The 23,786-nt window shown below is 73.7% G+C and carries 23 protein-coding genes; 12 read left to right on the forward strand and 11 right to left on the reverse strand.

Features of this window, described 5'->3' with window-relative positions; all coding sequences use genetic code 11:
- Positions 1-17: 17 nt before the first annotated feature.
- Both AB0L06_RS17460 and AB0L06_RS17465 read left to right on the forward strand, forming a co-directional pair.
- Positions 18-695, forward strand: coding sequence for a VIT1/CCC1 transporter family protein (locus tag AB0L06_RS17460; RefSeq protein ID WP_500232024.1), 678 nt, complete (start codon positions 18-20; stop codon positions 693-695).
- 125 nt (positions 696-820) lie between these two features.
- A complete protein-coding gene (locus AB0L06_RS17465) occupies positions 821-1,390 on the forward strand; it encodes an HdeD family acid-resistance protein (RefSeq protein WP_500232025.1) in 570 nt (189 codons plus the stop codon).
- A 94-nt stretch (positions 1,391-1,484) separates the two neighbouring features.
- On the opposite strand, the gene AB0L06_RS17470 is transcribed toward AB0L06_RS17465, so the two are convergent.
- Positions 1,485-2,009 carry a hypothetical protein gene (locus AB0L06_RS17470; protein WP_500232026.1) on the reverse strand — a complete coding sequence of 175 codons (525 nt, stop codon included), beginning with the start codon at positions 2,007-2,009 and terminating at the stop codon, positions 1,485-1,487.
- Between the two features lie 168 nt (positions 2,010-2,177).
- Positions 2,178-2,702, reverse strand: a complete 525-nt coding sequence (locus AB0L06_RS17475; protein ID WP_500232027.1) for a hypothetical protein — start codon at positions 2,700-2,702, stop codon at positions 2,178-2,180.
- 75 nt (positions 2,703-2,777) lie between these two features.
- Between AB0L06_RS17475 and AB0L06_RS17480 the strand changes: the two genes are divergently transcribed.
- The gene (locus tag AB0L06_RS17480) at positions 2,778-5,798 is read left to right on the forward strand and encodes an ATP-binding protein (protein WP_500232028.1); all 3,021 of its coding nucleotides are present in this window, start codon (positions 2,778-2,780) and stop codon (positions 5,796-5,798) included.
- A gap of 36 nt (positions 5,799-5,834) precedes the next feature.
- On the opposite strand, the gene AB0L06_RS17485 is transcribed toward AB0L06_RS17480, so the two are convergent.
- Positions 5,835-6,902: a rod shape-determining protein gene (locus AB0L06_RS17485; protein WP_500232029.1), complete on the reverse strand. Its 1,068-nt coding sequence runs from the start codon at positions 6,900-6,902 to the stop codon at positions 5,835-5,837.
- Between the two features lie 305 nt (positions 6,903-7,207).
- On the opposite strand from AB0L06_RS17485, the gene AB0L06_RS17490 reads away from it, so the two are divergent.
- A complete protein-coding gene (locus AB0L06_RS17490; RefSeq protein WP_500232030.1) occupies positions 7,208-8,113 on the forward strand; it encodes an NADP-dependent oxidoreductase in 906 nt (301 codons plus the stop codon).
- A gap of 69 nt (positions 8,114-8,182) precedes the next feature.
- Here AB0L06_RS17490 and AB0L06_RS17495 read toward each other — a convergent pair whose 3' ends face one another.
- Both AB0L06_RS17495 and AB0L06_RS17500 read right to left on the reverse strand, forming a co-directional pair.
- Complete coding sequence (locus AB0L06_RS17495) at positions 8,183-9,538, reverse strand: hypothetical protein (RefSeq protein WP_500232031.1); 1,356 nt, start codon at positions 9,536-9,538, stop codon at positions 8,183-8,185.
- 39 nt (positions 9,539-9,577) lie between these two features.
- Positions 9,578-11,335, reverse strand: a complete 1,758-nt coding sequence (locus AB0L06_RS17500) for a glycoside hydrolase family 35 protein (RefSeq protein ID WP_500232032.1) — start codon at positions 11,333-11,335, stop codon at positions 9,578-9,580.
- 91 nt (positions 11,336-11,426) lie between these two features.
- On the opposite strand from AB0L06_RS17500, the gene AB0L06_RS17505 reads away from it, so the two are divergent.
- Both AB0L06_RS17505 and AB0L06_RS17510 read left to right on the forward strand, forming a co-directional pair.
- On the forward strand, positions 11,427-11,792 hold the full coding sequence (locus tag AB0L06_RS17505) for an HGxxPAAW family protein (protein ID WP_500232033.1): 366 nt from the start codon (positions 11,427-11,429) through the stop codon (positions 11,790-11,792).
- Between the two features lie 194 nt (positions 11,793-11,986).
- On the forward strand, positions 11,987-13,903 hold the full coding sequence (locus AB0L06_RS17510; protein WP_500232034.1) for a hypothetical protein: 1,917 nt from the start codon (positions 11,987-11,989) through the stop codon (positions 13,901-13,903).
- Positions 13,904-13,960: 57 nt separating this feature from the next.
- Here AB0L06_RS17510 and map read toward each other — a convergent pair whose 3' ends face one another.
- A complete protein-coding gene (gene map / locus AB0L06_RS17515) occupies positions 13,961-14,761 on the reverse strand; it encodes a type I methionyl aminopeptidase (protein WP_500232035.1) in 801 nt (266 codons plus the stop codon).
- Positions 14,762-14,848: 87 nt separating this feature from the next.
- On the opposite strand from map, the gene AB0L06_RS17520 reads away from it, so the two are divergent.
- Entirely contained in the window at positions 14,849-15,115 is a 267-nt protein-coding gene (locus AB0L06_RS17520; protein WP_500232036.1) for a helix-turn-helix transcriptional regulator, read from the forward strand.
- Positions 15,116-15,143: 28 nt separating this feature from the next.
- Here the strand turns inward: AB0L06_RS17520 and AB0L06_RS17525 are convergent, their stop codons facing one another.
- Positions 15,144-15,425, reverse strand: coding sequence for a hypothetical protein (locus AB0L06_RS17525; RefSeq protein ID WP_500232037.1), 282 nt, complete (start codon positions 15,423-15,425; stop codon positions 15,144-15,146).
- 246 nt (positions 15,426-15,671) lie between these two features.
- Here AB0L06_RS17525 and AB0L06_RS17530 point away from each other — a divergent pair, with 246 nt between their 5' ends.
- Both AB0L06_RS17530 and AB0L06_RS17535 read left to right on the forward strand, forming a co-directional pair.
- Positions 15,672-16,898: a DUF5753 domain-containing protein gene (locus tag AB0L06_RS17530; protein ID WP_500232038.1), complete on the forward strand. Its 1,227-nt coding sequence runs from the start codon at positions 15,672-15,674 to the stop codon at positions 16,896-16,898.
- Between the two features lie 107 nt (positions 16,899-17,005).
- On the forward strand, positions 17,006-17,827 hold the full coding sequence (locus AB0L06_RS17535; RefSeq protein ID WP_500232039.1) for an SAM-dependent methyltransferase: 822 nt from the start codon (positions 17,006-17,008) through the stop codon (positions 17,825-17,827).
- A gap of 57 nt (positions 17,828-17,884) precedes the next feature.
- Here AB0L06_RS17535 and AB0L06_RS17540 read toward each other — a convergent pair whose 3' ends face one another.
- Positions 17,885-18,910, reverse strand: a complete 1,026-nt coding sequence (locus tag AB0L06_RS17540; RefSeq protein WP_500232040.1) for a DUF2804 domain-containing protein — start codon at positions 18,908-18,910, stop codon at positions 17,885-17,887.
- Positions 18,911-19,101: 191 nt separating this feature from the next.
- Positions 19,102-20,340: an NAD(P)/FAD-dependent oxidoreductase gene (locus AB0L06_RS17545; RefSeq protein WP_500232041.1), complete on the reverse strand. Its 1,239-nt coding sequence runs from the start codon at positions 20,338-20,340 to the stop codon at positions 19,102-19,104.
- 143 nt (positions 20,341-20,483) lie between these two features.
- Between AB0L06_RS17545 and AB0L06_RS17550 the strand changes: the two genes are divergently transcribed.
- From AB0L06_RS17550 to AB0L06_RS17560, 3 genes are all read left to right on the forward strand, one after another.
- On the forward strand, positions 20,484-21,023 hold the full coding sequence (locus AB0L06_RS17550; RefSeq protein WP_500232042.1) for a DUF2231 domain-containing protein: 540 nt from the start codon (positions 20,484-20,486) through the stop codon (positions 21,021-21,023).
- 119 nt (positions 21,024-21,142) lie between these two features.
- Positions 21,143-21,559, forward strand: a complete 417-nt coding sequence (locus tag AB0L06_RS17555; RefSeq protein ID WP_500232043.1) for a hypothetical protein — start codon at positions 21,143-21,145, stop codon at positions 21,557-21,559.
- Between the two features lie 124 nt (positions 21,560-21,683).
- Complete coding sequence (locus AB0L06_RS17560) at positions 21,684-21,998, forward strand: thioredoxin family protein (protein ID WP_500232044.1); 315 nt, start codon at positions 21,684-21,686, stop codon at positions 21,996-21,998.
- Positions 21,999-22,298: 300 nt separating this feature from the next.
- On the opposite strand, the gene AB0L06_RS17565 is transcribed toward AB0L06_RS17560, so the two are convergent.
- On the reverse strand, positions 22,299-22,979 hold the full coding sequence (locus tag AB0L06_RS17565; protein WP_500232045.1) for a hypothetical protein: 681 nt from the start codon (positions 22,977-22,979) through the stop codon (positions 22,299-22,301).
- Between the two features lie 47 nt (positions 22,980-23,026).
- A complete protein-coding gene (yczE, locus tag AB0L06_RS17570) occupies positions 23,027-23,662 on the reverse strand; it encodes a membrane protein YczE (RefSeq protein ID WP_500232046.1) in 636 nt (211 codons plus the stop codon).
- Positions 23,663-23,786 lie beyond the last annotated feature (124 nt).

Below are 23,786 nucleotides of genomic sequence, written 5' to 3' on the forward strand. Positions count from 1 at the left end.
CGCGGCGGGAGGAACCGGTGGAGAACAGTAATTTCGGCTCACGCCTGAACTGGCTGCGCGCCGGGGTGCTCGGCGCGAACGACGGCATCGTCTCGACGGCCGGGATCGTCGTCGGCGTCGCGGGCGCGACGGCCGCCGAGTCCACGCTGCTGCTCGCGGGCCTGTCCGGCCTGCTCGCCGGGTCGCTGTCGATGGCCGCGGGGGAGTACGTGTCGGTGAGCACCCAGCGCGACACCGAGCGGGCGTTCCTGGTGACCGAGCGGCGCGAGCTCGAGGACGAGCCGGAGGAGGAGCTCGAGGAGCTCACCCAGGCGTACGTGGACAAGGGCCTGTCGCCGAAGGTGGCCCGGCAGGTCGCGATCGAGCTGACCGCCCGCGACCCGCTCGCCGCGCACGCCGCGACGGAGGCCGGCGTCGACCCCTACAAGCTCGCCAACCCGTGGGAGGCGGCGCTGGCGAGCTTCGTCGCGTTCACGATCGGAGCGCTGCTGCCGCTGCTGGCGATCGTCCTGCCGCCGCCGTCCGTGCGCGTCTGGATCACCGTCGTGTCGGTCGTGATCGGGCTCGCCGTCTGCGGCTGGACGAGCGCGCGCCTCGGGGGCGCGCCGCCGGGACGGGCCGTGCTGCGCAACGTCCTCGGCGGGCTGATCGCAATGGCGATCACCTATGCCGCGGGCAGCTTCATCGGCGCCTAGACGACCGTCCCGGCCTTGCCCGGAAGGCGCCTGGAAAGCGCGCTGATCTGCATGTTCGTGAGATTTTGCCCATTCTGGGCGTGGTGCTGGTGTTGCCCGCAGCCGGGTGCGGACAGGTCACGGACATGATCGGTCAACTCAGCCGCCACTGGTGGGCACTGCTCGTCCGGGGCGTCTTCGCGATCCTGTTCGGGGTGCTCGCCCTGTTCTGGCCCGGCATCACGGTCTGGGCGCTCACCATCCTGTTCGGCGTCTACGCCCTGGTGGACGGCGTGACCGCACTCGCCGGGGCGTTCAGCGGAGTGGAGGGCGAGTCGCGCGGCTGGCTCGCGGTCGCGGGCGTCTGCGGCATCCTGCTCGGCCTGATGGCCTTCATCTGGCCCGGCGTCACGGCGCTGGTGCTGCTCCTGCTGATCGCCTCCTGGGCGCTGATCGTCGGCGTGCTCGAGATCATCGGCGCGATCCGGCTCCGCGCGCAGCTGGACGACGTGTGGCTCCTCGCCCTCGCGGGCGCGGTGTCGGTGCTGTTCGGCCTGGTGCTGTTCATCTGGCCGGTGTCCGGCGCGATCGCCGTCGCCTGGCTGATCGGGCTGTTCGCGATCGTGATGGGCGCGGTGATGGTCGGAGCCGCGTTCCGGCTGCGCAAGCTCGGCGAGCACATCAACGCGCACCGCGTCGGGGGCCAGCTCAGCTGACGTCCGAGCGCGTGTGCGGGTGAACCCGGGTCCGGCGCGCGGACCCGGGCTCGTCGTTCGCGCCGTGCCACCGGAGACGCGGGCCGGTGCGGTGTCAGGACAGGGTGTCGCAGAGGTTCTCGACCGTGGCGGCCGCCGGATGGACGATCCGGTTCCCGTCCGCCTTGACCTCGACACTGAAGCGGCCGTGCAGGATGTAGTTCCCCGCCGGGTAGCCGACGTTGCCCTGCTTGATCCTGAAGCTGAGCCCGCCGTCGAGCCGGGCGCGCAGCGTGCCGTCCTTGAGGAAATGGAACCACGCGTACCCCGACACGTCTCGGTCGACCGAACGGCCGTTGCCGGTGAAGCGGACGACCAGCGGTCCCCGGAACTCCTCCCGTTCGACCTTGCCGTCCGGATAGGTGGAGAGGATCCTCACCTCCTCCTCGTCCTTGACGATGTCGCCGTGCACGGTGAACGGGCACACGCCGACGTCCACGAACGGCTTGGCCTGGTACGGCCGCCAGTCCCCGCGGGCGGCGGCCGACGCGGGCGTCCCGGCCCACGCCAGGCTCGCGCCGCAGGCCAGGACCGTCGCGGTCAGCGCCGCCCGCAGGGCGGCACTACGTGAATCGAACAAGAGGCACCTCCGGTTCGCCGACTCTGCCGGGATCAGCCTTCCGATCTTCGGTACAGGACGGGTATACGTCCGGGCGCGTGTGCGGGTGAACCCGGGTCCGGCGCGCGGACCCGGGCTCGTCGCCGCGTTGACGGCGCCGCGCCGGCGACGCCGTGTCATGCCGGGGCGTCAGCCGAGCGTGTCGCAGAGGTTCTCGACCGTGGCGCCCGCCGGATGGATGGCCTGGTTCCCGTCCGGCGTGTACTCAAAGCTGAAGCGTCCATGAATGACGTATTCGCCCGCGGGGAAGCCGATGTTGCCCGCCTTCACCCCGGCGCTGTAACCGCCGTCGACCCAGGCGCGCAGTCCGCCGTCCTTGAGGTGGTGGAACCAGCCGTACCCCGACACGTCCCGGTCGACCGAGTGGCCGTTGCCGGTGAAGCGGATGACCAGCGCCCCCCTGTTCTCCTCCCACTCGACCTTGCCGTCCGGATAGGTGGACAGCGTCCGCACCTCCTCCTCGTCCTTGACGATGTCGCCGCGCACGGTGAACGCGCACACGCCGACGTCGACGAAGGGCTGGGCCCGGTACGGCCGCCAGTCCCCAGGGGTGGCGGCCGACGCCGACGGGGCGGCCCACACCAGGACCGCGCCACAGGCCAGGGCCGTCGCGGCCGACGCCGCGCGTCGCCGGGTACTGCGTGAATCGAACAAGAGGCACCTCCGGTTCGCTGACTCTGCCGGGAACAGCCTCCCGATCTTCGGTATAGGACGGGTATAACGCGTGCTGTGAAGTTCCGCGTTCTGGGGTCCCTCGCGGTGCTGGACGGGGTGCGCCCGGTGGCCGTCCGCACCGGCCGTCCGCGGCTGCTGCTGCTCATGCTGCTGGCGGCGGCGAACCGGACGGTCACCGACGGCGCGCTCACCGACGGGCTGTGGCCGGACGGCCCGCCCGCGTCCGCGCGCAAGAACCTGCAGGTCTACGTGCACCAACTGCGCCAGATCATGGACGACCCCGGACGGATCGTCCGCGACGACGCCGGGTACCGGCTGAGCGCCGCCGACGGGGAGATCGACGCGCGGCGTTTCGAGGACCTCGTCGCGCGGGCGCGCGAGACCGGCGACCCGCGGCGGCGCGGCGCGCTCCTCGCCGAGGCGCTCGGACTGTGGCGCGGCGCGGCCTATTCCGGTCACGCCGACTCCGCCCGGCTCCGGGGCGAGGCGCTGCGGCTGGACGAGCTGCGCCTGATGGTCGTCGAGGAGCGCGTCGAGGCCGACCTCGCGCTCGGCCGGCACGAGCGGCTCGTTCCGGAGCTGTTCGCGCTCGTCCGGAACAACCCGCTTCGGGAGCGTCCGGCCGCGCAGCTCATGATCGCGCTCTACCGCTCCGGGCGGCGCGCCGAGGCGCTGGCTGTGTACCGCGACGTCCGGGCGCGGCTCGCCGACGAGCTCGGCCTGGATCCGTCGCCCGTGCTGCGCGGGGCGCACCAGGCCGTCCTGACCGGTGATCCGGCCCTTGATCCGGCCCAGCCGGTGACCCGGCCGGCGGTGCGGGCGGATGACGCGCCGCCGTGGCGCGGGCCGCGCAGCCCGGTCGAGGACGTCATCGGGCGCGACCGCGAGTGCGTCGGCCTCGCCCGAGTCGTTCGGACGCGTCGCCTGGTCACGGTCACCGGGCCCGGCGGTGTCGGCAAGACCACGGTCGCGCTGCGGGTCGCCGCGCGGGAGGCGCCGCCCGGCGGGGTCGCGGTGCTGGCGCTCGCCCACCTGTCCCGCGACGACGAGGTGCTGGTCGAGCTCGCCGCGCTGCTCGACGTCCCCGGGAACGGCGAGGCGGCCTGGCGGGGCGTCGAGGAACGGCTGCGCGGACGCGAGCGGCTGCTTGTCCTGGACAACTGCGAGCACCTGGCCCACGCGTGCGCCGGGCTCGTCGCCCGGCTCGTCCCCGCCTGCCCCGACCTGCGGATCCTCGCGACGAGCCGCCGTCCGCTCGGGGTGCCGGGCGAGGTCGTCCGGCCGCTCGCGCCGCTGCCGGTGCCCGCCGCGGGCGAGGTCACGGCCGCCGTCCGGCTGTTCGCGCGGCGGGCGTCCGAGGCCGCGCCGGACGTGGACCTGGACGCCGCCCCCGGCGCGGCGGGCCGCGTCTGCCGCGCCGTGGACGGCCTGCCCCTCGCGCTCGAACTCGCCGCCGCCCGGCTGCGCGCGTTCGGCCCCGGCGAGCTCGCCGACCGCCTGGAGGACGACCTCGCGCTGCTGTCGGCGGGCGGCGCGGCCGTCGAGCCCCGGCACCGGACCCTCGCCGCCACCCTCGACTGGTCCTGCCGCCTGCTGGACGAGCCGGGCCGCGTCCTGCTCGCGCGCCTGTCGGTGTTCCACGACGGGTTCACCGCCGACGCCGCCCGGCACGTCTGCGCCGATCCGGACCTTCCGGGCAAACGCGTCCCGGCCGTCCTCGCCGCGCTGGTGGACGACTCCCTCGTCCAGCCCTACCGGGGCGCGGCCGGATCGCGGTTCCGGCTGCTGGAGACCGTCCGCGACCACGCGTGCGACCGGCTCGACGAGCGCGGCGAGACCGCCGTCCTGCGCGACCGGCACCTGGAGTACTGGCTCGACCGGGCCGGCGCCGTCCACGGCCGGGCCCCGGACGACCGGCTCGAGGGGCTGCGCGCGCTCGGCCCCGAGGTGGGGAACCTGCGCGCCGCGCTCGTCCACGGCTTCGCGGCCGGGCACACCGCGCGGGCCGCCGAGCTGGTCCACGCGCTCGGGATGTTCTGGGTCCTGGAGGTCACCCACCTCGGCGAGTTCGAACGCTGGGCGGAACGGGCCGCCGCGTCCGCGCCCGCCCGGCTCCGTCCGGCCGTCGACTTCACCCGCGGCGCCATGCGCGTCTGGCGCGGTGAGTTCGCCGAGGCCGCCGAGCTGCTGCGGGGCAGCCTTCCCGGCCTGGCCGGCAGCTGCCCCACCCCGCACACCGACGCGCCGATCACGCTGCTGGAATGCCTGTTCCGCACCGCCGACCCGTGCGCCCTGACCGGCCACGAGGCGATCCTCGCCGGGCTCGGCCGCCACGACCTCGCCGAGGGCCGCACCCGCGCGGCGGGCGGACTCGCCGAATGGGGACGCCCCGACCTGGCGGCGGCGCTCCTGGACCGCTTCGACGCCGACACGGCGGACGCGCCGGTCATCGCACGGGTCATCGCCGTCCGGACGCGCTGCCTGCTCGCCCTCGAACGCGGCGACCTCGACGAGGCCCGCCGCTGGGAGGACGCCCTGCGCGACCGGCACGCCCTGCGCGGCCCGGCCACGCATCCGCAGCGCCTCGCCTGGACGGCCGCCCTCCGCCGGCTCGCCGAGAACGACCCGGACGCGGCCCGCCGCGAACTCGGCGCCGCCATCGACGCCCTCGATGCCGCCTACCCCGGCGCGTACGCGGCGACGTTCCCGCTGCGCGGGCTGCTCGCCGAGTCGCTGCGCCGGCTGGGCCGTCCGGACGAGGCGCGCCCGCACCTGGCCCGTGCCCTCGACGGAGCGGCGCGCGGCAGCAACCACCTGTCCGCCCTGACCGCCGTCGTGATCGCCGCGCTGACCGCCGCCGACCTCGGCGACGCCACCGGCCACGACCTCGCCCGCTCCTGGGACGCCCTGCGCGTCCCCGCCGGCCTGGCCGCGCCCCTCGGCCTGTCCGGCCAGGTCAGGGACGTCCTCGGCATCGACCCGTCGGCGCGTCCGCCGCACCCGTCCGCGCTCTGGTCGCCCCGGGCCCTGAGAACCCTGACCGACCGAGCCCGGGCCTGGGCCGCCGGAACCTGACCGCAGGACCGCCCGGCCGCCTTCTCCCCGCGCAGGTCAGGAGGCGGGAAGCCAGGACGGCTTGGTGCCCGGCCAGATCAGCCGGGGTGAACCGGCGTAGAAGCGCCGCACCGTCGGGGGCAGCGTCTCCAGGTAGCGGGCCACGCCGGTGACCACGGCGTCCTCGGCGTCCGCCGCCACCCGGACGGGCAGGCCGGTCGCCTCGCGCAGCACCAGGGGAAGCCCCTTCAACCGCGAGCCGCCGCCCGTGAGCAGCATGCCCGTGGGGATGATGTCGGCCGACAGCTCCGGCGGGCACAGCGCGAGCGCCGTCCGGACCGTCCGGACGATGTCGCCGAGCGGGACCGTGACGGCCCGCTCCACGTCCGAGGACGAGAGGACGGTCGCGCCGGGCAGGCCCGTCACGAGGTTCCGGCCGTGCACGACCATGCGGCGGGGCTTGCCGCGCGGACGCACGGCGCCGACCTTGAGCTTGGCCTCGTCGGCGGTCTGCTCCGCGATCAGCAGCCCGTCCCGGTGCCGGATCAGCGAGGCGATCGCGCGGGACAGCGCGTCCCCGCCGGCCAGGGAGTGGTGCGCGCAGATGAGCCCGCCCCAGGCGAGCACGGCCACGCTGGTCGCGGTCGCGCCGACGTCCACCACCATGGTCGCGTGCGTGCCCTCCACCGGCAGGTCCGCGCCGAGCGCGGCGGCCATCGGGGTCGGGACCAGGTGAGCCTGCCGGGTGCCGACCGAGTACAGCACCTCCCGCAGTGCCCGCTCCTGGACGTCGGTCAGCGTCGTCGGGACGGCCACGGCCAGCCGCGGCTTCACCAGGTACGGACGCCTGCCCTGCGCGGCCCTGACCAGGCGGCGCAGCAGCCGGGAGGCGGGCTCGGTGTCGATCGGGACCCCGGCCTCGAACGGCTTCTGGAACCGGACCCAGGGCAGCGCGCGCCGCCGCATCTCGGCGGCCGAGTCCCCGGCGGCCAGCATCCGCCCGGTGCGCGCGCAGGTCGCCAGCAACGGCGGCTGCGCGACGACCTTCCCGCGTCCCCGGACGTGCACCCGCACGCTGCGGGACCCGAGGTCGATGGCGATGTCGGGGGAGAAGACCGGGTTCATGTCCGCCGACCTCCCCGTGGCCGCGCGCCGGTCCGCCCTGGTCGGACGGCCAGGGGCGGGGAGATCGGTGTTCGGGAGGCCGGATGGCGGTGGACCGGAAGGGGAGCGCTCGGCTCGGGTGTGCCCATGATCTTTTCTTGCCCGCGAAGGCGTCCCGCCCAAGTCAAAGCCCGCTCATGATTCGCCTCGAATCCGGCACGTCGAGCGGCGCCGGCTCCGGGAAAAAGCCTCCGGCCCCGGGAATCAGGTGATCATCTCCGCTGTTGCAGCGCAGGTCAGTGGCAAGAACGTGTGAAGGGCTCTTTGTGCGCGCCATACAGATCGACCGCTTCGGTGCCCCCGGTGTCCTCGGGTTCGTGGAGGTCCCCCGGCCCGACCCGGGTCCCGGGGACGTCCTGATCCGGACCATCGCGACCAGCATCAACCCCGTGGACGAGAAGACGCGGGCGGGGGCCATCGGCGACGCGACGTCCCCGCCGCCGATGACCCTGGGCTGGGACCTGGCCGGCATCGTGGTCGACGGCGGCGACAGCGGCCTGGCCGCGGGGGAGCGCGTCATCGCCATGTCGCACCAGCTCAGCAGTGGCAGGGGCACCTGGGCCGACATGGTCGCGCTCCCGGCGCAGGCCGTGGGCTTCGCGCCGCGGGCGGTCAGCATGGCCGAGGCCGCCACCCTTCCCCTTCCCGGGCTGACGGCCCTGCAGACCCTGGACTGGCTCGAGGTCATCGCCGGAGAGCGGCTGCTGATCGCCGGGGCCGCGGGCCTGGTCGGAGGGCTGGCCCTGCAGCTCGCCCGGGAACGGGGCGCCAAGGTCGACGCCCTGGTCTCCCGGGACGAGCAGGTCGCCTTCGCCCGCGCCCACGGCGCGGGCCACGTCACCACCGACCCCGGCACGCTCGAGCACCGCGCCTACGACGCCGTCCTCGACACCTTCGGAGCCTTCGTGACGGACGCGGTGGCCGACGGCGGCCGGTACGCCTCGATCGCCACCCAGGCCGGTCCCGTCCCCGACCTGTCCGCGCGCGGCGTCCGCACCACCGTCTACCAGGTGCGCGAGGACGGCGCGGGGCTGGACGAGCTCACCGACCTCGTCGACCACGGCGTCCTGCGGCTGCGCGTGCACTCCACCTACAGCGTCCACGACATCCAGGCCGCGCACGAGTGCTTCCGCGGCGGCGGCCTGTCCGGAAAGATCGCCATGACCTTCTGAGCAGGCCCGATCGCCGACCCCCGGGCTGGACGCGTGTCGGCCCGGGGGATCGGCACCGACGCGCCCGGTTCAGGCGTCCCGGTCGAGGAGGGCGCGGGCGGCGGCGGCGCCGGACGGCTCGGGGTGGTGCTCGGCCATCAGGGTCAGGACGCGGTCCGTCCACGGGTGGTCGGACTCGGCGAACATGCCCAGCAGCTTGGCGAACTTGTCCCCGGGCCAGCCGGTGTAGCCCAGCTCGGTGATGATCGCGTGCGGGGTGTGCTCGCCGCTCTCCATGCCCTCCGCGACCATGTCGATCAGGGCCCAGGCGTCGGACCCGGGCGGCGCGGGCCGGGGGAGGACGGCGCGCTCCCCGTCGTCCAGCCGGCTCCGGGCCAGGCCGCCGAGCGCCGGGTCGTCCGCCAGGTCCGCCAGGGCCCGCCGCCCGGCCTCGCCGAACGCCCTGCCGTACTTGCCGGTCAGGACGTCCAGCCCGGCGCGGCGGGCGCCGGGCGCGACGCCCCGCAGGGCCGCGGCGAACTCGGACGCGCCGTCCTCCCGCGTCCGGCCGCCGTGGACGAGCCAGAGCCGCACCTCCGGATCGACCATGAACGACGGGTAGAACGGCAGCGCCTCCAGCAGGCCCGCCGCGTCGCCGTCCGCGTGGTCGCCGACCATCGGCACCCGGATCCCGGTCGCGTCCTCCAGCAGGACGCGGGTCACCGACCGGCCGAGCGGCGTGATGCCGACCATCGCGCCCGCGGCCGCCGCGCCCGCGCCCGTCGCGATCGTGTACTCGACCAGCCCGCACTCGCGCAGCGCGTCCAGGTGGTGGCCCATGGTCGCCCTGCCGTCCTCGTCCAGCCACGGGGTGATGCTCGTGCGGGGGATCGGCTGGTCGTAGGTGTAGATCGAGACGAGCAGGTTCGCGGTGAGCCCCTGCCGCCCGTCCTGGCCCCACTCGTCGAGCAGGGCGACGACGGTGCGGTGCCAGGCGGCGAGCACCGCGTCCTCGTCCTGGCCGGTCAGGGCCAAGGCGGTCGCGCCGGGCCGAAGCACCCCGGTGTGCTGGTCCGGGTGCAGGATGTCCGCCCTGACCAGGACGTCCCAGAACACCCGCGCCGCGTGGCGCAGCGCGTCGCCGCTCGGGGCCGTGTCGGGGAGCCGCTCCCGGACGAGCGCGAGCACGTCGTCCGGCACCGGGTCCCCCGCCGCGACGAGCGGACGCCCCCGGCGCGCCCAGTCGACGTGCGCGCTCACCATTCCGTACATGTCGCAGGTCCGCAGCGCCGCCACCAGCTCGGGGACGGGCGCGACGAGCACCGGGGGGATGTGCGCGCCGGGGACGCGCCCCGTCCCCGACAGGTAGGACGTTCCCTGGGCGGGACTGCGCCGTTCGAGCGCCTCCCCGACGATGATCTCGCTGAGCCCGTGCGTGGTCGTCATGGCGCACGAAGCGTAGTCAGGGTGAGACGCTCCGGCATCTCATTCGCGGAAACGGGTGCCTGTCCGGGGCCGTCCGCGACGGGCCCGTCCGAGGTCGGCCGGGAACGCGCCGGACTCGGTCCGGATCTCGGCGACCGGGTCGGCGACGCCGTCCAGCTCCAGGACGACCAGCTCGTTGTCCCCGTGCCGCAGCAGCGGCCAGGGCAGGTACAGCGCCCGCTGCGGCCCGCGGTCCCAGTACCGGCCGAGGCAGAAGCCGTTCACCCAGACATAGCCCTTCGTCCAGTTCGGCAGCGCGAGGAAGCCGTCGCGCGGCTCGTCGACGGCGAGGACGCCGCGGTGGTAGACCGGCCCGCGCCCGGCCCGGTCCGGCGTGCCCCAGAGCAGGTGGGAGATGTCGTCCACGGGATGGGTGGAGGCCGTCCAGCCGTGCAGGAACTGCCGTTCGTGCCGGACGGCCCCGACCAGTCCCTTCCGGTCGCCGATCCGCGGGCCGTAGTTCACCCGTCCCATCGACTCGACGAGGATCTCCAGCGTGGCGTTCGCGCCCTTCACCTCGACCGGCACGGACGTCTCGCCGGACCGTTCCAGGACGGCCTTGAGGGAGCCGTCCACGAAGACGTGCGCGCGGTCGGCGAGGCCGTCCAGGTGCAGCTCGCCGGGGCCGCGCGGGCCGGGGATCGTCGTCCGGTAGAGCACCAGGCCGTGGTGCAGGCCGAGCTCCTCGAACGTCCGCGGCTCGATCGCATCGGCGATCGAGGCGGGCGGGACGTCCAGCAGCCGGAGCGTCTCGTCCAGCCGGACGGTCCCGGCGGGCAGCAGCGGCGGAGTCGGCTCCGGCTCGGGGATCGGGCGCGTCTGGTACTTCGCCAGCACCTCCCGGAACGCGTGGAACTTCGCCGTCGGCGCACCCCGCTCGTCGATCGGCGCGTCGTAGTCGTAGGAGGTGATCGTCGGCTGGTAGTCGCCGACCGACTCGGCGCCGCTCAGGTTCGCGCCCGCCGTCGTGCCGAAGTTCGTGCCGCCGTGGGCCATGTACAGGTTCACCGGCGCGCCCGCCGCGAGGATGCGGTCGAGCACGTCCGCGGCGTCGGACGCGTCGCGCCTGTGGTGCCGCTCGCCCCAGTGGTCGAACCAGCCGTCCCAGAACTCCATGCACATCGGCGGGTCGTCCGGGCGGTGCCGGGCGAGCGTCGCGAACGCGGTCTCCGGGTCCTTCCCGAAGTTCACCGCGGCCCGGGCGCCCGCCACGACGCCGCCGGTCAGCGAGAGGTCGTTCGGGCCGTCGGACGTCGCGAGCGGGACCTCCACGCCGCGTTCGCGCAGCCCGTCGCGCAGCCACTCCAGATACCGGCGGTCGGTGCCGTACGCGCCGTACTCGTTCTCGACCTGCACCATCACCACGTTGCCGCCGCGCGTCCGCTGCCGTTCCACGACCGCCGGCAGGACGGCGTCGAAGTACCGCGCGACGTGCCCGAGGTACGTCGGGTCCGAGCAGCGCAGCCGCGCGGACCGGTCGGCCAGCAGCCAGGACGGCAGGCCGCCGTTGTCCCATTCGGCGCAGATGTACGGGCCGGGCCGGACGATCGCGTTGAGCCCGGCCTCGGCCGCGAGGTCGAGGAACCGGCCGACGTCGGCGCGTCCGCCGAGGACGAAGCGGCCCGGCTCGGGTTCGTGCAGGTTCCAGGCGAGATAGGTCTCCACCGTGTCCAGGCCCATCGCCCGGAGCATCCCCAGGCGGTGCGGCCACTGTTCGGGCAGGACTCGGAAGTAGTGCAGGGCACCGGAAAGAACCACGGGGGCGATGCTAGGCCCGGACGGTCCGCCCGTCCATGGTTACGCACAGCGACATTGAGGGAAGATTTCACCTCGAACGGGGGGTTTCGCCATGTCTGAGTCAACGGGCGCCGCCGCGTCCCAGCAGGATGTGCACAGCTCGCACGCGGGCAGGCCGAGTTCGTGGGTCGCCGTCGGGATCGTCTTCCTGGGGTTCGTGCTCGGCGGCGTGGCGCTGTGCGTCGGGCCGAACTGGGCGCTGTTCATCGCCGGGGTGGTGGTGATCGCGGTCGGGCTCGTGGCCTGCGGGTTCGTCCACCTGTTCTCCGACGTCGTCGTGGACGCGCCGCGCATGCTCCCGGAGATCGTGGACTACTCGCTGTTCGGGCACCACACCGAACGGCGGCGGGGTGGCTCGCTCGAGGAACCGAAGCCCCATCCGGTCCGCACCGACACCCAGCAGTTCCCGCACGGCTGACCGCCCAGTTCTCGCACGGCCGCCCGGCCGAGCGTGCCGCCGCGCACCGGGACGGATCTTACTTCGTAAAGGACGGCGGCCGGGGAACGTCGGAAAACTCTCAGAACGGCGACATACGCCGTTCGCCGGAGGGGAGGGCGCGGTTCGGGTTTGGATAGGGGTGTGTGGAACCCGTGACGAGAGGGAAGCACACCGTGATCGACGACCCCGCAGTCCCCGCCCGCGCCGGGATGATCTGGATGCGCGGCATCGCCGACGCAGGCCCCCGCCGCGCGACCCGTGCCCTGGCCGACGCCCTGTTCGAGGCGTTCGGGAAGGGCGCGGCGCGCACCGGCGTGCTCCAGGCGTGCGCCCCGCGTGCCACCGCGCTGCCGCAGAGCCGCCTGCTCGGCTCCCGTGCCGCGACCCTGCCGCTACCGCCGCCCCGCGCGCCGCTCCCCGGCGACGACGCGGGCATCCGGCCGTGGCGCTTCGACCGTGAGGAGGGTGACGGGGCGGATGCGCCCCGGCTGGTCGCCCGCACCACCGCCCGCTGGAGCGACCCGGCCGCCGGCGCCGTCCGCGCGGCGATCGTGCTGCGCGACTCGCCCCGGGGGCTGGTCGAGTGGGGCGTCGCCGCGCACGCCGAGCGCGGCTGGACGCACCGGGCCGTGCCGCCGTGCGTGCGGCTGGGCATCGACCGGCAGCACATCTGCGACTCGGGCGGGCTGCCGGTGACCGGCGAGCCGCTGAAGCTGTTCCCGCTGGACGGCGTCCCGCCGGACGACGGGGCCGAGGACGAGCGGCTCGCGCTGGTCGCCGGCAGCCTCGGCCATCCCGAGCGCAGCGTCGGCGTGCTCGTGGTGTCGCTCGACTCGCGCAAGGCGCTGAGCAGCATCGACACGCTCTTCCGGGTGCACTGGCCCGGACTGCTGAGCGTGGCGGTGGTGATCGAGCCGGGCCGCCGGGTGCTGGCCGGGCTGCTGCCCGAGCGGGCGGTCCCGGCGGGCGGCGCGCGGTACTTCGGGCCGCCCGGGAACGCCGAGGACGACACGACGTTCACCCGCTCGGCCGTCCGGGACCGGCACGGCCTGCTGACGGCGCTGCTCGACGACGCGCTGTCCGCCCGGTCGGGCACGTCCCCGGCGGGTGTCGCGGTCGACGCGGCGACGCTGCTGAACGAGCATCTGCCGCGTCGTCTACGTCCGAAGGTGCCGCCTCCGGCGAAGCCGCCGGAGGCGGAGTCGTCGCCCGCCGGGCCCGCGGCCGGTGAGGGGAAGTCGGCGTCCGAGGTGAACCGGCTGCAATCCCGCCTGACAGAGCTGGAGTCGGTTCTGGCCAGTGCCGAGCGGCGTGCCAAGCGGGAGCTGACGCTGCTCCAGGACGAGGCGACCGCCGCGCAGCAGGCGCGGACGCAGGCCGAGCAGCACGCCGACCACCTGGCCGGGCAGCTGGCCGAGGCGCTCACCGAGCGGGACCTGTTCGCCGAGGCGCTGGACGACGCGGAGGCCGAGCGGGACGCGGCCGTCCGGGACCGGGGGGTGCTGGCGGCGCGGCTCGCCGACGTCGCCCCGGCGGTCGCGAGCGCGCCGCCGCCCGCCGCCACCGGCGACCGGGTGCCGGGTTCGTTCGAGGGGCTGATCGCCGAGATCGCCGCGCGGCATCCGCTGCTGGTGCTGGACGATCTGGACGGGTCCCTGGCCGCCGCGCTCGACCCGCATCCCAAGGCGGCGTCGTGGCGGCGCAAGGCGCGGGACGCGCTCACCACGCTGGACGCCTACGCGCGGGCCAAGCAGCGGGCCCGCCGGGCCGGGACCCCGCCCGGCCCGCACCTGTCGGATCTGCTGGCGTTCGTCCGGTCGGGCGCCCCCGGCACGCTGATCAGCGCGAACATCATCGCGCTGGCGGAGTCGGACCGGGTGGAGCACCAGGAGAAGTTCCGGCAGGCGCGGATGTTCCCGGTGCGTCCGGCGACGCATCCGTCCGGCCGGGCCTGCTTCACCGCCCACATCAAGCTCGAGCGCTGCAAGCCCCCCGCCCCCCGGTTGCACTTCTTCGACGACACCGACAACACCGGGCTGATCTACATCGGGTACCTGGGCCCGCACCTGGCGACCGGCCGGACGAACTGACCGGCGGTCCGGGCGGGTCAGGCCGGAGGTCGGGGGCGGGTCAGGCCGGAGGGCGGGTCAGGCCGGGGTGGAGGACGAGTCCGCGTGCCGGGGCTGGCGTTCGGTGAGGACCAGGGGCCCGTCCTCGGTGATGGCGATCGTGTGCTCGGAGTGGGCGGTGCGCGAGCCGTCGGCGGAGCGGATCGTCCAGCCGTCGGGGTCGAAGACGATCTGGTCGGTGGTGCGGGCGAGCCAGGGCTCGAGGGCCAGGGTCAGGCCCGGCCGGAGCTTGAGGCCGCGGCCGGCCCGGCCCCGGTTGGGGACGTGGGGGTCCTCGTGCATGGTCCGTCCGAGTCCGTGGCCGCCGAACTCGGTGTTGATCGGGTAGCCGAAGCCGGTGACGACGGCCTCGATGGCCGCCGAGATGTCGCCGAGGCGGTTGCCGGGCAGCGCGGCCGCGATGCCCGCGCTGAGGGCCTCCTCGGTTGCGCGGATGAGGCGCAGGTCGTCGCCCGCGGGGGTGCCGACGATGACGGTGCGGGCGGAGTCGGCGACCCAGCCGTCGATCTCGACGGCGATGTCCATGCTGAGGACGTCGCCGTCGAGCAGCGTGTAGTCGTGGGGCAGTCCGTGCAGCACGGCGTCGTTGACCGACAGGCAGATGACGTTGCGGAAGGGGCCGCTGCCGAAGGAGGGGGCGTAGTCCCAGTAGCAGGACTTCGCGCCGCGTTCGCGGATCCGGTTGCGGACGTGGTGCTCCAGGTCGAGGAGGTTGACGCCCACGTCGGCGAGTTCACCCAGCTCGGTCAGGATCTGGGCGATGAACCGCCCGGTGGTGTGCATCCGCTCGATCTCCGCGGGCGACTTCAACTCGATCATGGGTTACCCTCACACGTCGCTACGCCGGTATTAAAATACCAACCGTAGCGGTTGCGGTATTAAAATACCAACCGTACGCTGGCGGGCATGGTTCGCAATCCGCTCACCCCCGAACAGGTCGAGGCCGGCAGGCGTCTCGGGAGGCTGCTGCGGGAGGCGCGGGCGGACCGGGAGCTCGGCGACGTGGCGCGCGCGGCCGGCATCTCGCCGGAGACACTGCGCAAGATCGAGACCGGTCGGCTCCCCAGTCCCGGGTTCGGCACGATCGCCTGTCTCAGCGAGGTCCTCGACCTGCCGATCCAGGATCTGGCCGCCGCGTGGCGCGCCGGCCCGCGGCTCGAGGCGGCGTCCTAGCGGCCGCCTCAAGCCGAGTGCCCCCTGTCTACGGCAGGGGATCGGGCGCGGGTCGTTCTTCTTCCGGCTCCATTCGCGGGTCGGCCCAGAAGGCGAGCAGTTCGGCGCCGGTCAGGGCGGTGTAGGGAGCGGGCGGGGGCGTGCGGCCCGTCCGCATGGCCCAGAGGGTGACCAGCGAAAGGGCCATCCGGTCCGCGTCGGCGGGTACGGGTTCCATGGCCGTGTCCGGGGAGTGGGACGGCGCCGGGTCTCCGGTTTCAGGCGGGGTTCCGGACGGGGTGTCGGGAGCGGCGCGGGGTGCGGCGCGCAACGGTGAGACCTCCGATAGGGGAGTGGGTGGATACCGTCCCGTCTCACTCTGCGGCATCGTTCGGCCGCGAATCGCAATATTCGGGCAATCTCGGACAGGTGGGGCGGTTCGCCCGGATACTCCGGGTATCCGGAAGTTCGTCCGGGGAATGCGGCCGGGAATGTGTCAGGTGGCCGGAAGGACGGGCGGGACGGGTGAGACCATGGGGTTGCGCCCGCCCCCGACTCGTCCGAATGGACCGGCGACATGCCCGATCCCGACCAGCAACGGCACCCCTGCGGTGCGGCCGTCGAGGCCCTGCGGCGCAACCTGCGCCTCGCGGGCCGGCCCACCCTGAACACGCTCGACCGGCTGTCCCGGCGCCTCGAAGGGTGCCGGGTGCACGGCGTCACGGTCATCGGCGTCCCGCGGTCGACGCTCAGCGACCTGTTCACCCTGGTCCCGGCGCGGCGGCCGCGCCGGGAGAAGGTCGAGTCGGTCTGGGCCGTGATCTACGCCCACGCGCTCGACAAGGGCCAGGACGTCTCGGCGATGGTCCCCCTGGACGAGCTGCGCGACCTCTACGACCGGTGCGTGCCCGCCGAGAGCGTCCCGGCGGAGAACGGCCCGGCGGAGAACGGCCTGGCGGCGGGCGTCCAGGCGGTCGGCCTTCCGGCGGTCGGCGTTCCGGGGCCCACCGTGCCCGCTCAGGCTCCGTACTCGTTCGTTCGTGACGCCGAACCCGCGGCGCCCGCGTGGCTCGTCGCGCCCGCGCCGCCCGGGCCGGTGGTGACGACGCCGCGGTGCCCGGACGCGATGCCGTCGACGGCGGCGGGACGGGGCTGGAGCCCGGGACAGGTGCTCGCCGATGCCGAGTTGCGCGCGCATCATGCCTGGTGGCGGGCCTACGACGAGGTCGTGGCGCCGCACGTCGCGCTGTACCTGACGCTGGAGCCCGAGCTCGCCGACATCCGGGTGTTCGCGCCCGCCCGGGTCCCTGATCTGCTGCTGGCCGCGGACTACGCGCGGCATCTGATCCTGCTCGACAGTCCGGACGTCCACCCGGACGAGCTGCGCCGCCGCGTCGAACTGCTCGCGTTCCGGCAGGACGTCCTGCACCGGACGCGTCCGCCGCGCCTGTGGGCGATCATTTCCCGGCGCGCGCTGGAGCTGGACGTGGGCGACGTCGCGGCGCGTCGCGGCCAGCTGCGGCACCTGATCGGGATGGCGGGCCGTCCGGGCGTGACCGTGCAGATCCTCGACGACGAGGACGCGGGGTCGGCCATCCTTCCCGGCGCGGTCACGGTGATGCGGTTCCCGGACCGCGACCGGCCCGACCTCGTGCGCGTGGACCAGCCCGGCACGGCGATGTACCCGGCCGAGCCGGGCGTCATCTCGCACTTCGTCGCGCAACACGGCCGGCTGCTCATCAAGGCGTGCCCGCCCGAGCGGACGCCGCCGCTCCTGCACGCCATGCTCGACGACCTGCGCTGACCGCGGGCGCGGGGCGCTCGATCCCCTTCGCCTGACCGGGTTCAGCCATCGGAGCGTGTCCCGGCGGGCGTTCGCTTCTGCTGTGATGGGGGCACAAGGAGGCGATCATGAGCGGCGACGAGCACGAGATCCTCGCGGCGGCCGAGAGGGACCTGATGGGCGACCTCGACACCACGGTCCCGCATTCGGCCCGGATCTGGAACTACTGGCTGGGCGGCAAGGACAACTTCCCCGTGGACCAGCGCGCGGGTGACGACTACACGGCGGTGTACCCGGCGATCGTGGACCTGGCGCGGGCGTCCCGGGGGTTCCTCGGACGGGCCGTCCGGCATCTGGCGGCGGAGGAGGGCGTCCGGCAGTTCCTGGACGTCGGCACCGGCCTGCCGACCGAGGGCAACACGCACGAGATCGCGCAGGAGGCCGCGCCCGACAGCCACATCGTGTACGTGGACAACGACCCGCTCGTCCTCGTGCACGCGCGCGCCCTGCTGACGAGCCGTCCCGAGGGGGCGACGCACTACATCGAGGCGGACCTGCACGACCCGAAGGACGTCGCGGACCGGGCGCGCGAGCACCTGGACTTCACGCGGCCGGTGGCGCTGATGCTGATGGGCATCCTCGGGCACGTCGCCGAGCCGGCGGAGGCGCGGTCGATCGTTGCGCGGCTGCTCGAGCCGCTTCCGTCCGGCAGCTTCCTCGTGCTGTACGACGGGACGGCGACCGACCAGGCGTTCCTCGAGGCGCAGCAGGGGTACGACGAGACCGGCGCGGTGCCGTACCAGCTGCGGCACCCCGACGAGATCCGGTCGTTCTTCGACGGCCTGGACCTGGTCGAGCCGGGCGTCGTCCCGCTGCAGCTATGGCGCCCCGACCCGGACGGCGAGCGCGGCGAGGTCGACGCGTACTGCGGGGTCGGCCGCAAGCCCTAGCCCGAGTGGGACGCGCCGGTCAGATGCAGGCGCGCCGGTCAGAGGCGGGTGCGCCGGTCAGAGGCGGGCGCGCATGCTCTCGCAGACGCCGTGGACGTCGCGGACGTCGCGTCCGCCGACCGTCCCGGTGTAGGTGCCGTACAGCTGGAAGTAGTCGATGGACCCGGCGACCAGCTGGTGTTTCACGGCCTTGCGCCCGACCGGCTCGAACGTCACGTCCAGGCGGCCGTCGGCGGACGCGATGTCCCAGCGTGCGAGTGGCGCGTCCGACCGGGGCGTGAAGGCGATGTCGGCGAGCGGTTCGGCGCGCGGGCCGTCCGTCCCGGGCAGCCAGAGGCAGGACTCCTCCTCGGTGCCCGGGACGGTCGGCCGCCGCACGAAGTTCGCCCCGACGATCCCGTCGGGAGTGCGCTGCGCGAACGTGCCCCACAGCCAGCGCGTCCGGTAGGGCAGGAACGTGTGGTGCTCGTCCAGGATCGCCATGTCGCGTTCGGGCTCGAAGCGGTAGACGCGGTCGCCGACGCGCAGCACGCCGCTCGCGGGCAGGACGAGCTTGTGGGTGTACATGGCGCCGCCGGGCAGCGGTGAGCTGACCGACAGGGGAGCGGTCCCGGCCGACCCGTCGAGTTCGAGGTCGCCGGTCAGGGCGGGGGTGTCGGCGGTGGCGGGCGCCTCGATCCGGATCCGGTGCAGGCCGCGCTCCTCCTGCAGGTCGTAGCCGATCCGCAGGCCGCGCCGCCCGAACTGCATCCGGTTGCCGTACAGGGTGGCGGGCAGGGCGGCCGATCCGCCGCGCGCGGACGCCGCGTACTCGGTCAGCGCGCCCGTCGCCGCGTCGTACACGTAGCTCTCGGAGCTGGCGAGGTAGTGCGCGTCCTGGATGATCATCGAGGACCACGCCTCGGGGTGGACGAGCGTCCAGCCGACCCACTGCTTGAGCCGCAGCCGGCGCAGCGCGCGCGGCACCGCGGACGGCGCGTCCAGCGGGTTCACGACGGCGGGCCGGGCGGCCAGCCGTCCCCAGCGGCGGCGGCCGTCCTCGACGAGCCGGTCCGTAGCGTCCACCACTTGCCGATCAGTCATTCCCGCCCCTCGCGTCCCGGTCGGGCGACCATACGACGCCCGGCCGATCCCGCGCCAGGCCCCACAGCGTGTCGCCCGGCGGGTCGCGCGGACGGGAGATCCTGGTCAGGAGGTCAGGACGGCCACGTCCGAGGCGGCGCGTCCGGCGCCCCGTCCGCAAGTCGAGAGCATGCCGACGGGCGTGCGGCGGCTCAGCGGGCGGCGAGGTCGGCGAGCGGGACGTCCGGGTCGGCGAGGGCGGCGCGGTCGGCGGGGGTCCTGGAGCGGACGAGGGCCTGGGTGTGGTCGGTGACGTCCCAGATGTTGACGTTCATCGCGGCCGTGACCTGGTCGTCCTGGAGCCAGAACGCGATGAACTCGCGGGCCTTCAGGTCGCCCCGGACGACGACCTCGGTGGTGCGGGCGGGGTCGGCGAGGCCGACGTACTCCATGCCCAGGTCGTACTGGTCGGTGAAGAAGTACGGCAGGTTCTCGTAGCTCGCGGGCTTGCCGAGCATGGCGCGGGCGGCCACCGCGGGCTGGTTGAGCGCGTTCGCCCAGTGCTCCACGCGGACGTGGCGGCCGAGCAGCGGGTGGTAGGCGTTGGCGATGTCGCCGACGGCGAAGATGTCCGGGTTCGAGGTGCGGAGGTCCGCGCCGACCGTGACGCCGTCGTCGACGGAGAGACCGGCGGACCTGGCCAGCTCGACGTCCGGGGCGGCGCCGACGCCGACGATGACGATGTCGGCCTCGATCCGCGTGCCGTCGTCCAGCGCGACGCCGGTGGCGGTGATCTCGCTGGTCCGGGCGTTGAAGACGAAGTCGACGCCGTGTTCGCGGTGCAGGGCGGTGAACACGTCGGAGACCGGCGAGCCGAGGACGGCCGACAGCGGCTTCGGCTGTGTCTCGACCACGGTGACCCGCGCGCCAGCGGTGCGCGCCGCGGCGGCGGTCTCCAGGCCGATCCACCCCGCGCCGATGACCACGACGTGCCCGGACGCGTCGAGGGTGTCGCGCAGGAGGTCGCTGTCGTCGACCGTCCGCAGGTAGTGGACGTTGGCGCCGTCCGCGCCGGGGACGGGCAGGCGGCGCGGCGTGGAACCGGTCGCCAGCAGCAGCCGGTCGTAGCCGACCTGGTCGCCGTCGCCGAGGGTGACCAGGTGCCCGGACGCGTCGACGGCGGTGACCTCGGTGCCGAGCCGCAGGTCGACGTCGTGGTCGCGGTACCACGCCTCGTCGTGGACGAAGATCTTGGAGCGTTCGGAGGCGCCCTGCAGGTAGTCCTTCGACAGCGGCGGACGCTCGTACGGCAGGTGCCGCTCCCTGCCCGCCAGCATGATCCGGCCGCCGAAGCCCTCGTCGCGGAGCGCCTCGGCGCCCTTGGCCGCGGCCAGTCCGCCACCGGCGATCACGATCGTCGCGGGGTCCGCCATCGCGTCGTCACCTCTCATCTCCGTACCGGGATCTGGTCACCGACAGTCGGGAGGCTACCCGGCGGGAAAGGGGCCGGGCAGGAGCCGACACGGCTTTACCAGGGGAGTATTGACTGGTCAGAGGCGTGAGGCGAAGACTTGTCAGTGAAGTGGGGGTGGTGATGTCCGATCCACTCCGGCAGGCGAAGCGTCCGGTGACACCGCTGTCGGGCCTGTACGGCCACCCGCTGCACCCGATCCTGGTGACCGTGCCGATCGGCGCGTGGGTGGCGAGCCTGGTGTTCGACGTGGGCTCGCGGATCGTCCACGATCCCTCGTTCCTGACCCGCGGCTCGCTCTGGCTGATCGCCATCGGGGTGCTCGGCGCGCTGGCCGCGGCCCTGTTCGGGTTCCTGGACCTGCTGGTGATCGCTCCCGGCACGCCCGCGTTCCGCACCGCCCTGCTGCACATGGCGCTGAACCTCGCCGTCACCGCCGGGTACGGCGCCGGGTGGGCCTGGCGCTGGCTGAGCGACCACTACGACCAGGTCGAGGCCGGGCAGATCACCCTGTCGGCCGTCTGCCTCGTCGCCCTGGGCGCCTCGGGATACCTGGGCGGCAGGCTCGCCTACCGGTACGGCGTCCGCGTCGCCGACGAGGAGACCCAGGCCGAGGGGTTCACCCGCCCCCGAGGCGGGGGGACCGGCCACCGCCCGAGATGAGAGGCCCTCGCATCGACGCGGGGGCCACCGCCCCGAAGCGGCGCTGAGCCCGCCCGCGTCCGATTCCGAGATCCACGGGTCGGGCCCCCTCGAGGTTCCGACCCGGCGAGGAGGCCGACATGGCCGTCACCGCCCTCATCGTCTGGCTGCTCACCGCCCTGGGGGGCTTCTTCATGCTGCGCCTGTGGCTGGCCCGCGGCGGGATGCGCGCCCCCGCGGACACCCGGCCGACCCGCTTCCCGGCCCCGGTGGTCTTCGGCCACCTGCTGCTGGCGGTGGCCGGGCTGATCATCTGGATCGTCTACATGGCCACCGACGCGGCCGCCCTCGCCTGGATCGCCCTGGCCGTCCTGGTGGTCATCGCTTTGCTCGGCTTCACCCTGCTGGCGCGCTGGCTCCCGACCCAGCGCCCCACCGCCGCCCAGGACGAGCACGGGCCGCCCGAGCAGGCCATCCCGCTCCTGGTCGCGGGGGTGCACGGGTTGCTGGCGGTCGCCACCGTGATCCTGGTGTTGATCGCCGCGGTGACGGGCTGACCTCCGGAAGCCGGCGTCACGCCGGCGTTCGGAAATTGACGCCCGGCGCCGGACGTTGGGAAAGTCGGCGCCGTCCTGCTTCGGCGTTGTCTGGATTCGGCGTCGTCTGGCTAAGGAGATCCGCGTGGAACTGATGGTGGTGACCGTTCCGGACTGCCCGAACGGCTCGGTGCTCGAAGAACGGCTCGCGCAGGCGTTGGGCGAGTCGGGCGACGGGCCGGGGGTGACCGTCCGGCGGCAGGAGGTCAGGACCGAGGACGAGGCGGAGCGCTGGGGGATGCACGGGTCGCCGACCCTGCTGGTCGACGGGCGCGACCCGTTCGCCACCCCGGACATGCCGGTCGGCCTGGCATGCCGCCTCTACCCGTCCGACTCCGGCGGCCGCCCCGAGGGGGCGCCCAGCGTGGAGGCGCTGCGAGCGGCTCTCCAGAACACGTGACCTACATCACATAGGATGCGGCGACGGATTCCGGGAGGACGGACGGTCTTGATGCGGACCGAATCGAGACCGTCCAGGGAGAGACCGATGTCCCGACCACGAGCAGACCTGGGAGACCTTCAGCGTCAACTGGCACAACGACACCCGGCACGTGTTCACCTGGGTGAAGGCGGCGCTCCTCGCGCCGCCGCGCCGGGTGCCGTGGTGGTCGGCGTGTCGAGCGGCACGGCCCTGGGCGGGTCGGCGCCACCGAGCCCCCCGAGCAGCTCACGCAGCAGCTCGGCGAGCTGGTCGCGTCCGCTACCGGCCCAGCGCCGACGGGTAGCCGATGGCCTCGAGCCGCTCGGCGAGCACCCTGAGGTCGGCTTCGGGATTCAGGCGTTCGGCCAGGTCGGAGGTCAGCGGACGGTGTTCGAGGACGGCCCGGATGGTGGCGGTCTTCATGGCGGCCTCGACGCCGTACCCGGCGTAGGCGCTGTAGGCCTCGGGTGTGCCCGCGGCCAGCAGCTCGAACAGCCAGGACGCGCCGTCCGGGTCGTTTCCCGGAGGGAACGCGATGTCGCCCGTCCGCCAGGCCGGATCGTCGTGTCGCCGCCACAGGCACACCGTGGCCGCCAGGAAGAGCTCGGTGCCTCCGTGATGGCAGAACTCCGGCTCGGCCAGCAGCTCGGCGAAGTCGTCAGGCACCTCGTCGACCAGTCCGGGCCAGACCTCGTAGCCGTCGTTCCCGTATGGGCTCATCTCCGACTCGTGGTCGAACCCTAGAATCAGGGCGCCGTCGGGGGTGAAAACGATCGAGTAGTCGTCCCCGCCGCCGGTCTCCATCGAGGCGAGCTCCAGCCCCGGACGCCATGTCCGGACGAAGTCGTACGACCCGTATCCGTTCCCGCTCAGGACCGCGTCCAGCACGGCGAAGGACTGGCTCAGCGCCCGCACCTCGGCGATCGACGGCAGGGCCCGGGCGATGTCAACAGCGCTCATCGCGCCATCCAAGCGAGCCCCACCGACGTTTTCAGAGGCGGAGGCATTCAGGGCCGTTCGTCGGTTGTCGCCGAGGGGAGGCGGACTGTCAGAAGTGGCAGGAAGTAGCCGACGAGAGGACCCATGCACAGCGCGACGAGCACCGTGCCGACTCCGAAGTCTCCACCGAGGGCCCAGCCGATGGCGACGACGGTGATGTCGATGCCGGTACGGACCACGGCCACGGGTAGGCGGGTGAGCCGGATGAGTCCGGTCATGATGCCGTCGCGCGGCCCCGATCCGAACTGCGCGCCGAGGTAGAGCGAGTCGAAGAAGGACAGCGCGATGATGCCGGCCACGAGGTAGCAGCTCTGGGCGGGTATCCCGTGAGGGACGGGGAGCAGTGCGGCGGTGGCGTCCGCGGCGAAGCCGATGGTCGCGACGTTGAGGAGCGTGCCGAGCCCTGGTAGTTCGCGCAGGGGGATCCAGGCGAGGAGCACCAGGAGTGAGATCAGGTTGGTGGCCCATCCGAAGGAGATGCCGAGGGTCTTGGCCACGCCGACCGTGAGGACGCTCCAACTGGCCGTGCCGAGACCGGATTCGACGAGCACCATGACGGAGGCCCCGTACCCCACCAGGCCGACGAGGAGTTGGGGCAGACGGCGCGCCTTCCGGCCCGCGCGGACCTGGGCGAAGGCGTTCATGCGCGTCATCGCGGGGCGGTCGTGACGGGCCGAGGCGGACGGGCGCGTAGCGGAAGCGGGAGGAGCCATGGCGCAAGCCTCCAGGCCATCTGGCCTCTGATTCCATAGCCAGATTGACTACGCT

The sequence above is a fragment of the Spirillospora sp. NPDC052269 genome (assembly GCF_040679435.1).
Lineage (GTDB): Bacteria > Actinomycetota > Actinomycetes > Streptosporangiales > Streptosporangiaceae > Spirillospora.

Coding starts and splice junctions, on each gene's coding strand:
- AB0L06_RS17505 (WP_500232033.1), top strand. CDS start 11,427: ATGTCTGAGTCAACGGGCGCCGCCGCGTCCCAGCAGGATGTGCACAGC.
- AB0L06_RS17540 (WP_500232040.1), bottom strand. CDS start 18,910: ATGACTGATCGGCAAGTGGTGGACGCTACGGACCGGCTCGTCGAGGAC.
- AB0L06_RS17535 (WP_500232039.1), top strand. CDS start 17,006: ATGAGCGGCGACGAGCACGAGATCCTCGCGGCGGCCGAGAGGGACCTG.
- AB0L06_RS17520 (WP_500232036.1), top strand. CDS start 14,849: ATGGTTCGCAATCCGCTCACCCCCGAACAGGTCGAGGCCGGCAGGCGT.
- map (WP_500232035.1), bottom strand. CDS start 14,761: ATGATCGAGTTGAAGTCGCCCGCGGAGATCGAGCGGATGCACACCACC.
- AB0L06_RS17465 (WP_500232025.1), top strand. CDS start 821: ATGATCGGTCAACTCAGCCGCCACTGGTGGGCACTGCTCGTCCGGGGC.
- AB0L06_RS17485 (WP_500232029.1), bottom strand. CDS start 6,902: ATGAACCCGGTCTTCTCCCCCGACATCGCCATCGACCTCGGGTCCCGC.
- AB0L06_RS17555 (WP_500232043.1), top strand. CDS start 21,143: ATGGCCGTCACCGCCCTCATCGTCTGGCTGCTCACCGCCCTGGGGGGC.
- AB0L06_RS17530 (WP_500232038.1), top strand. CDS start 15,672: ATGCCCGATCCCGACCAGCAACGGCACCCCTGCGGTGCGGCCGTCGAG.
- yczE (WP_500232046.1), bottom strand. CDS start 23,662: ATGAACGCCTTCGCCCAGGTCCGCGCGGGCCGGAAGGCGCGCCGTCTG.
- AB0L06_RS17565 (WP_500232045.1), bottom strand. CDS start 22,979: ATGAGCGCTGTTGACATCGCCCGGGCCCTGCCGTCGATCGCCGAGGTG.
- AB0L06_RS17550 (WP_500232042.1), top strand. CDS start 20,484: ATGTCCGATCCACTCCGGCAGGCGAAGCGTCCGGTGACACCGCTGTCG.
- AB0L06_RS17545 (WP_500232041.1), bottom strand. CDS start 20,340: ATGAGAGGTGACGACGCGATGGCGGACCCCGCGACGATCGTGATCGCC.
- AB0L06_RS17495 (WP_500232031.1), bottom strand. CDS start 9,538: ATGACGACCACGCACGGGCTCAGCGAGATCATCGTCGGGGAGGCGCTC.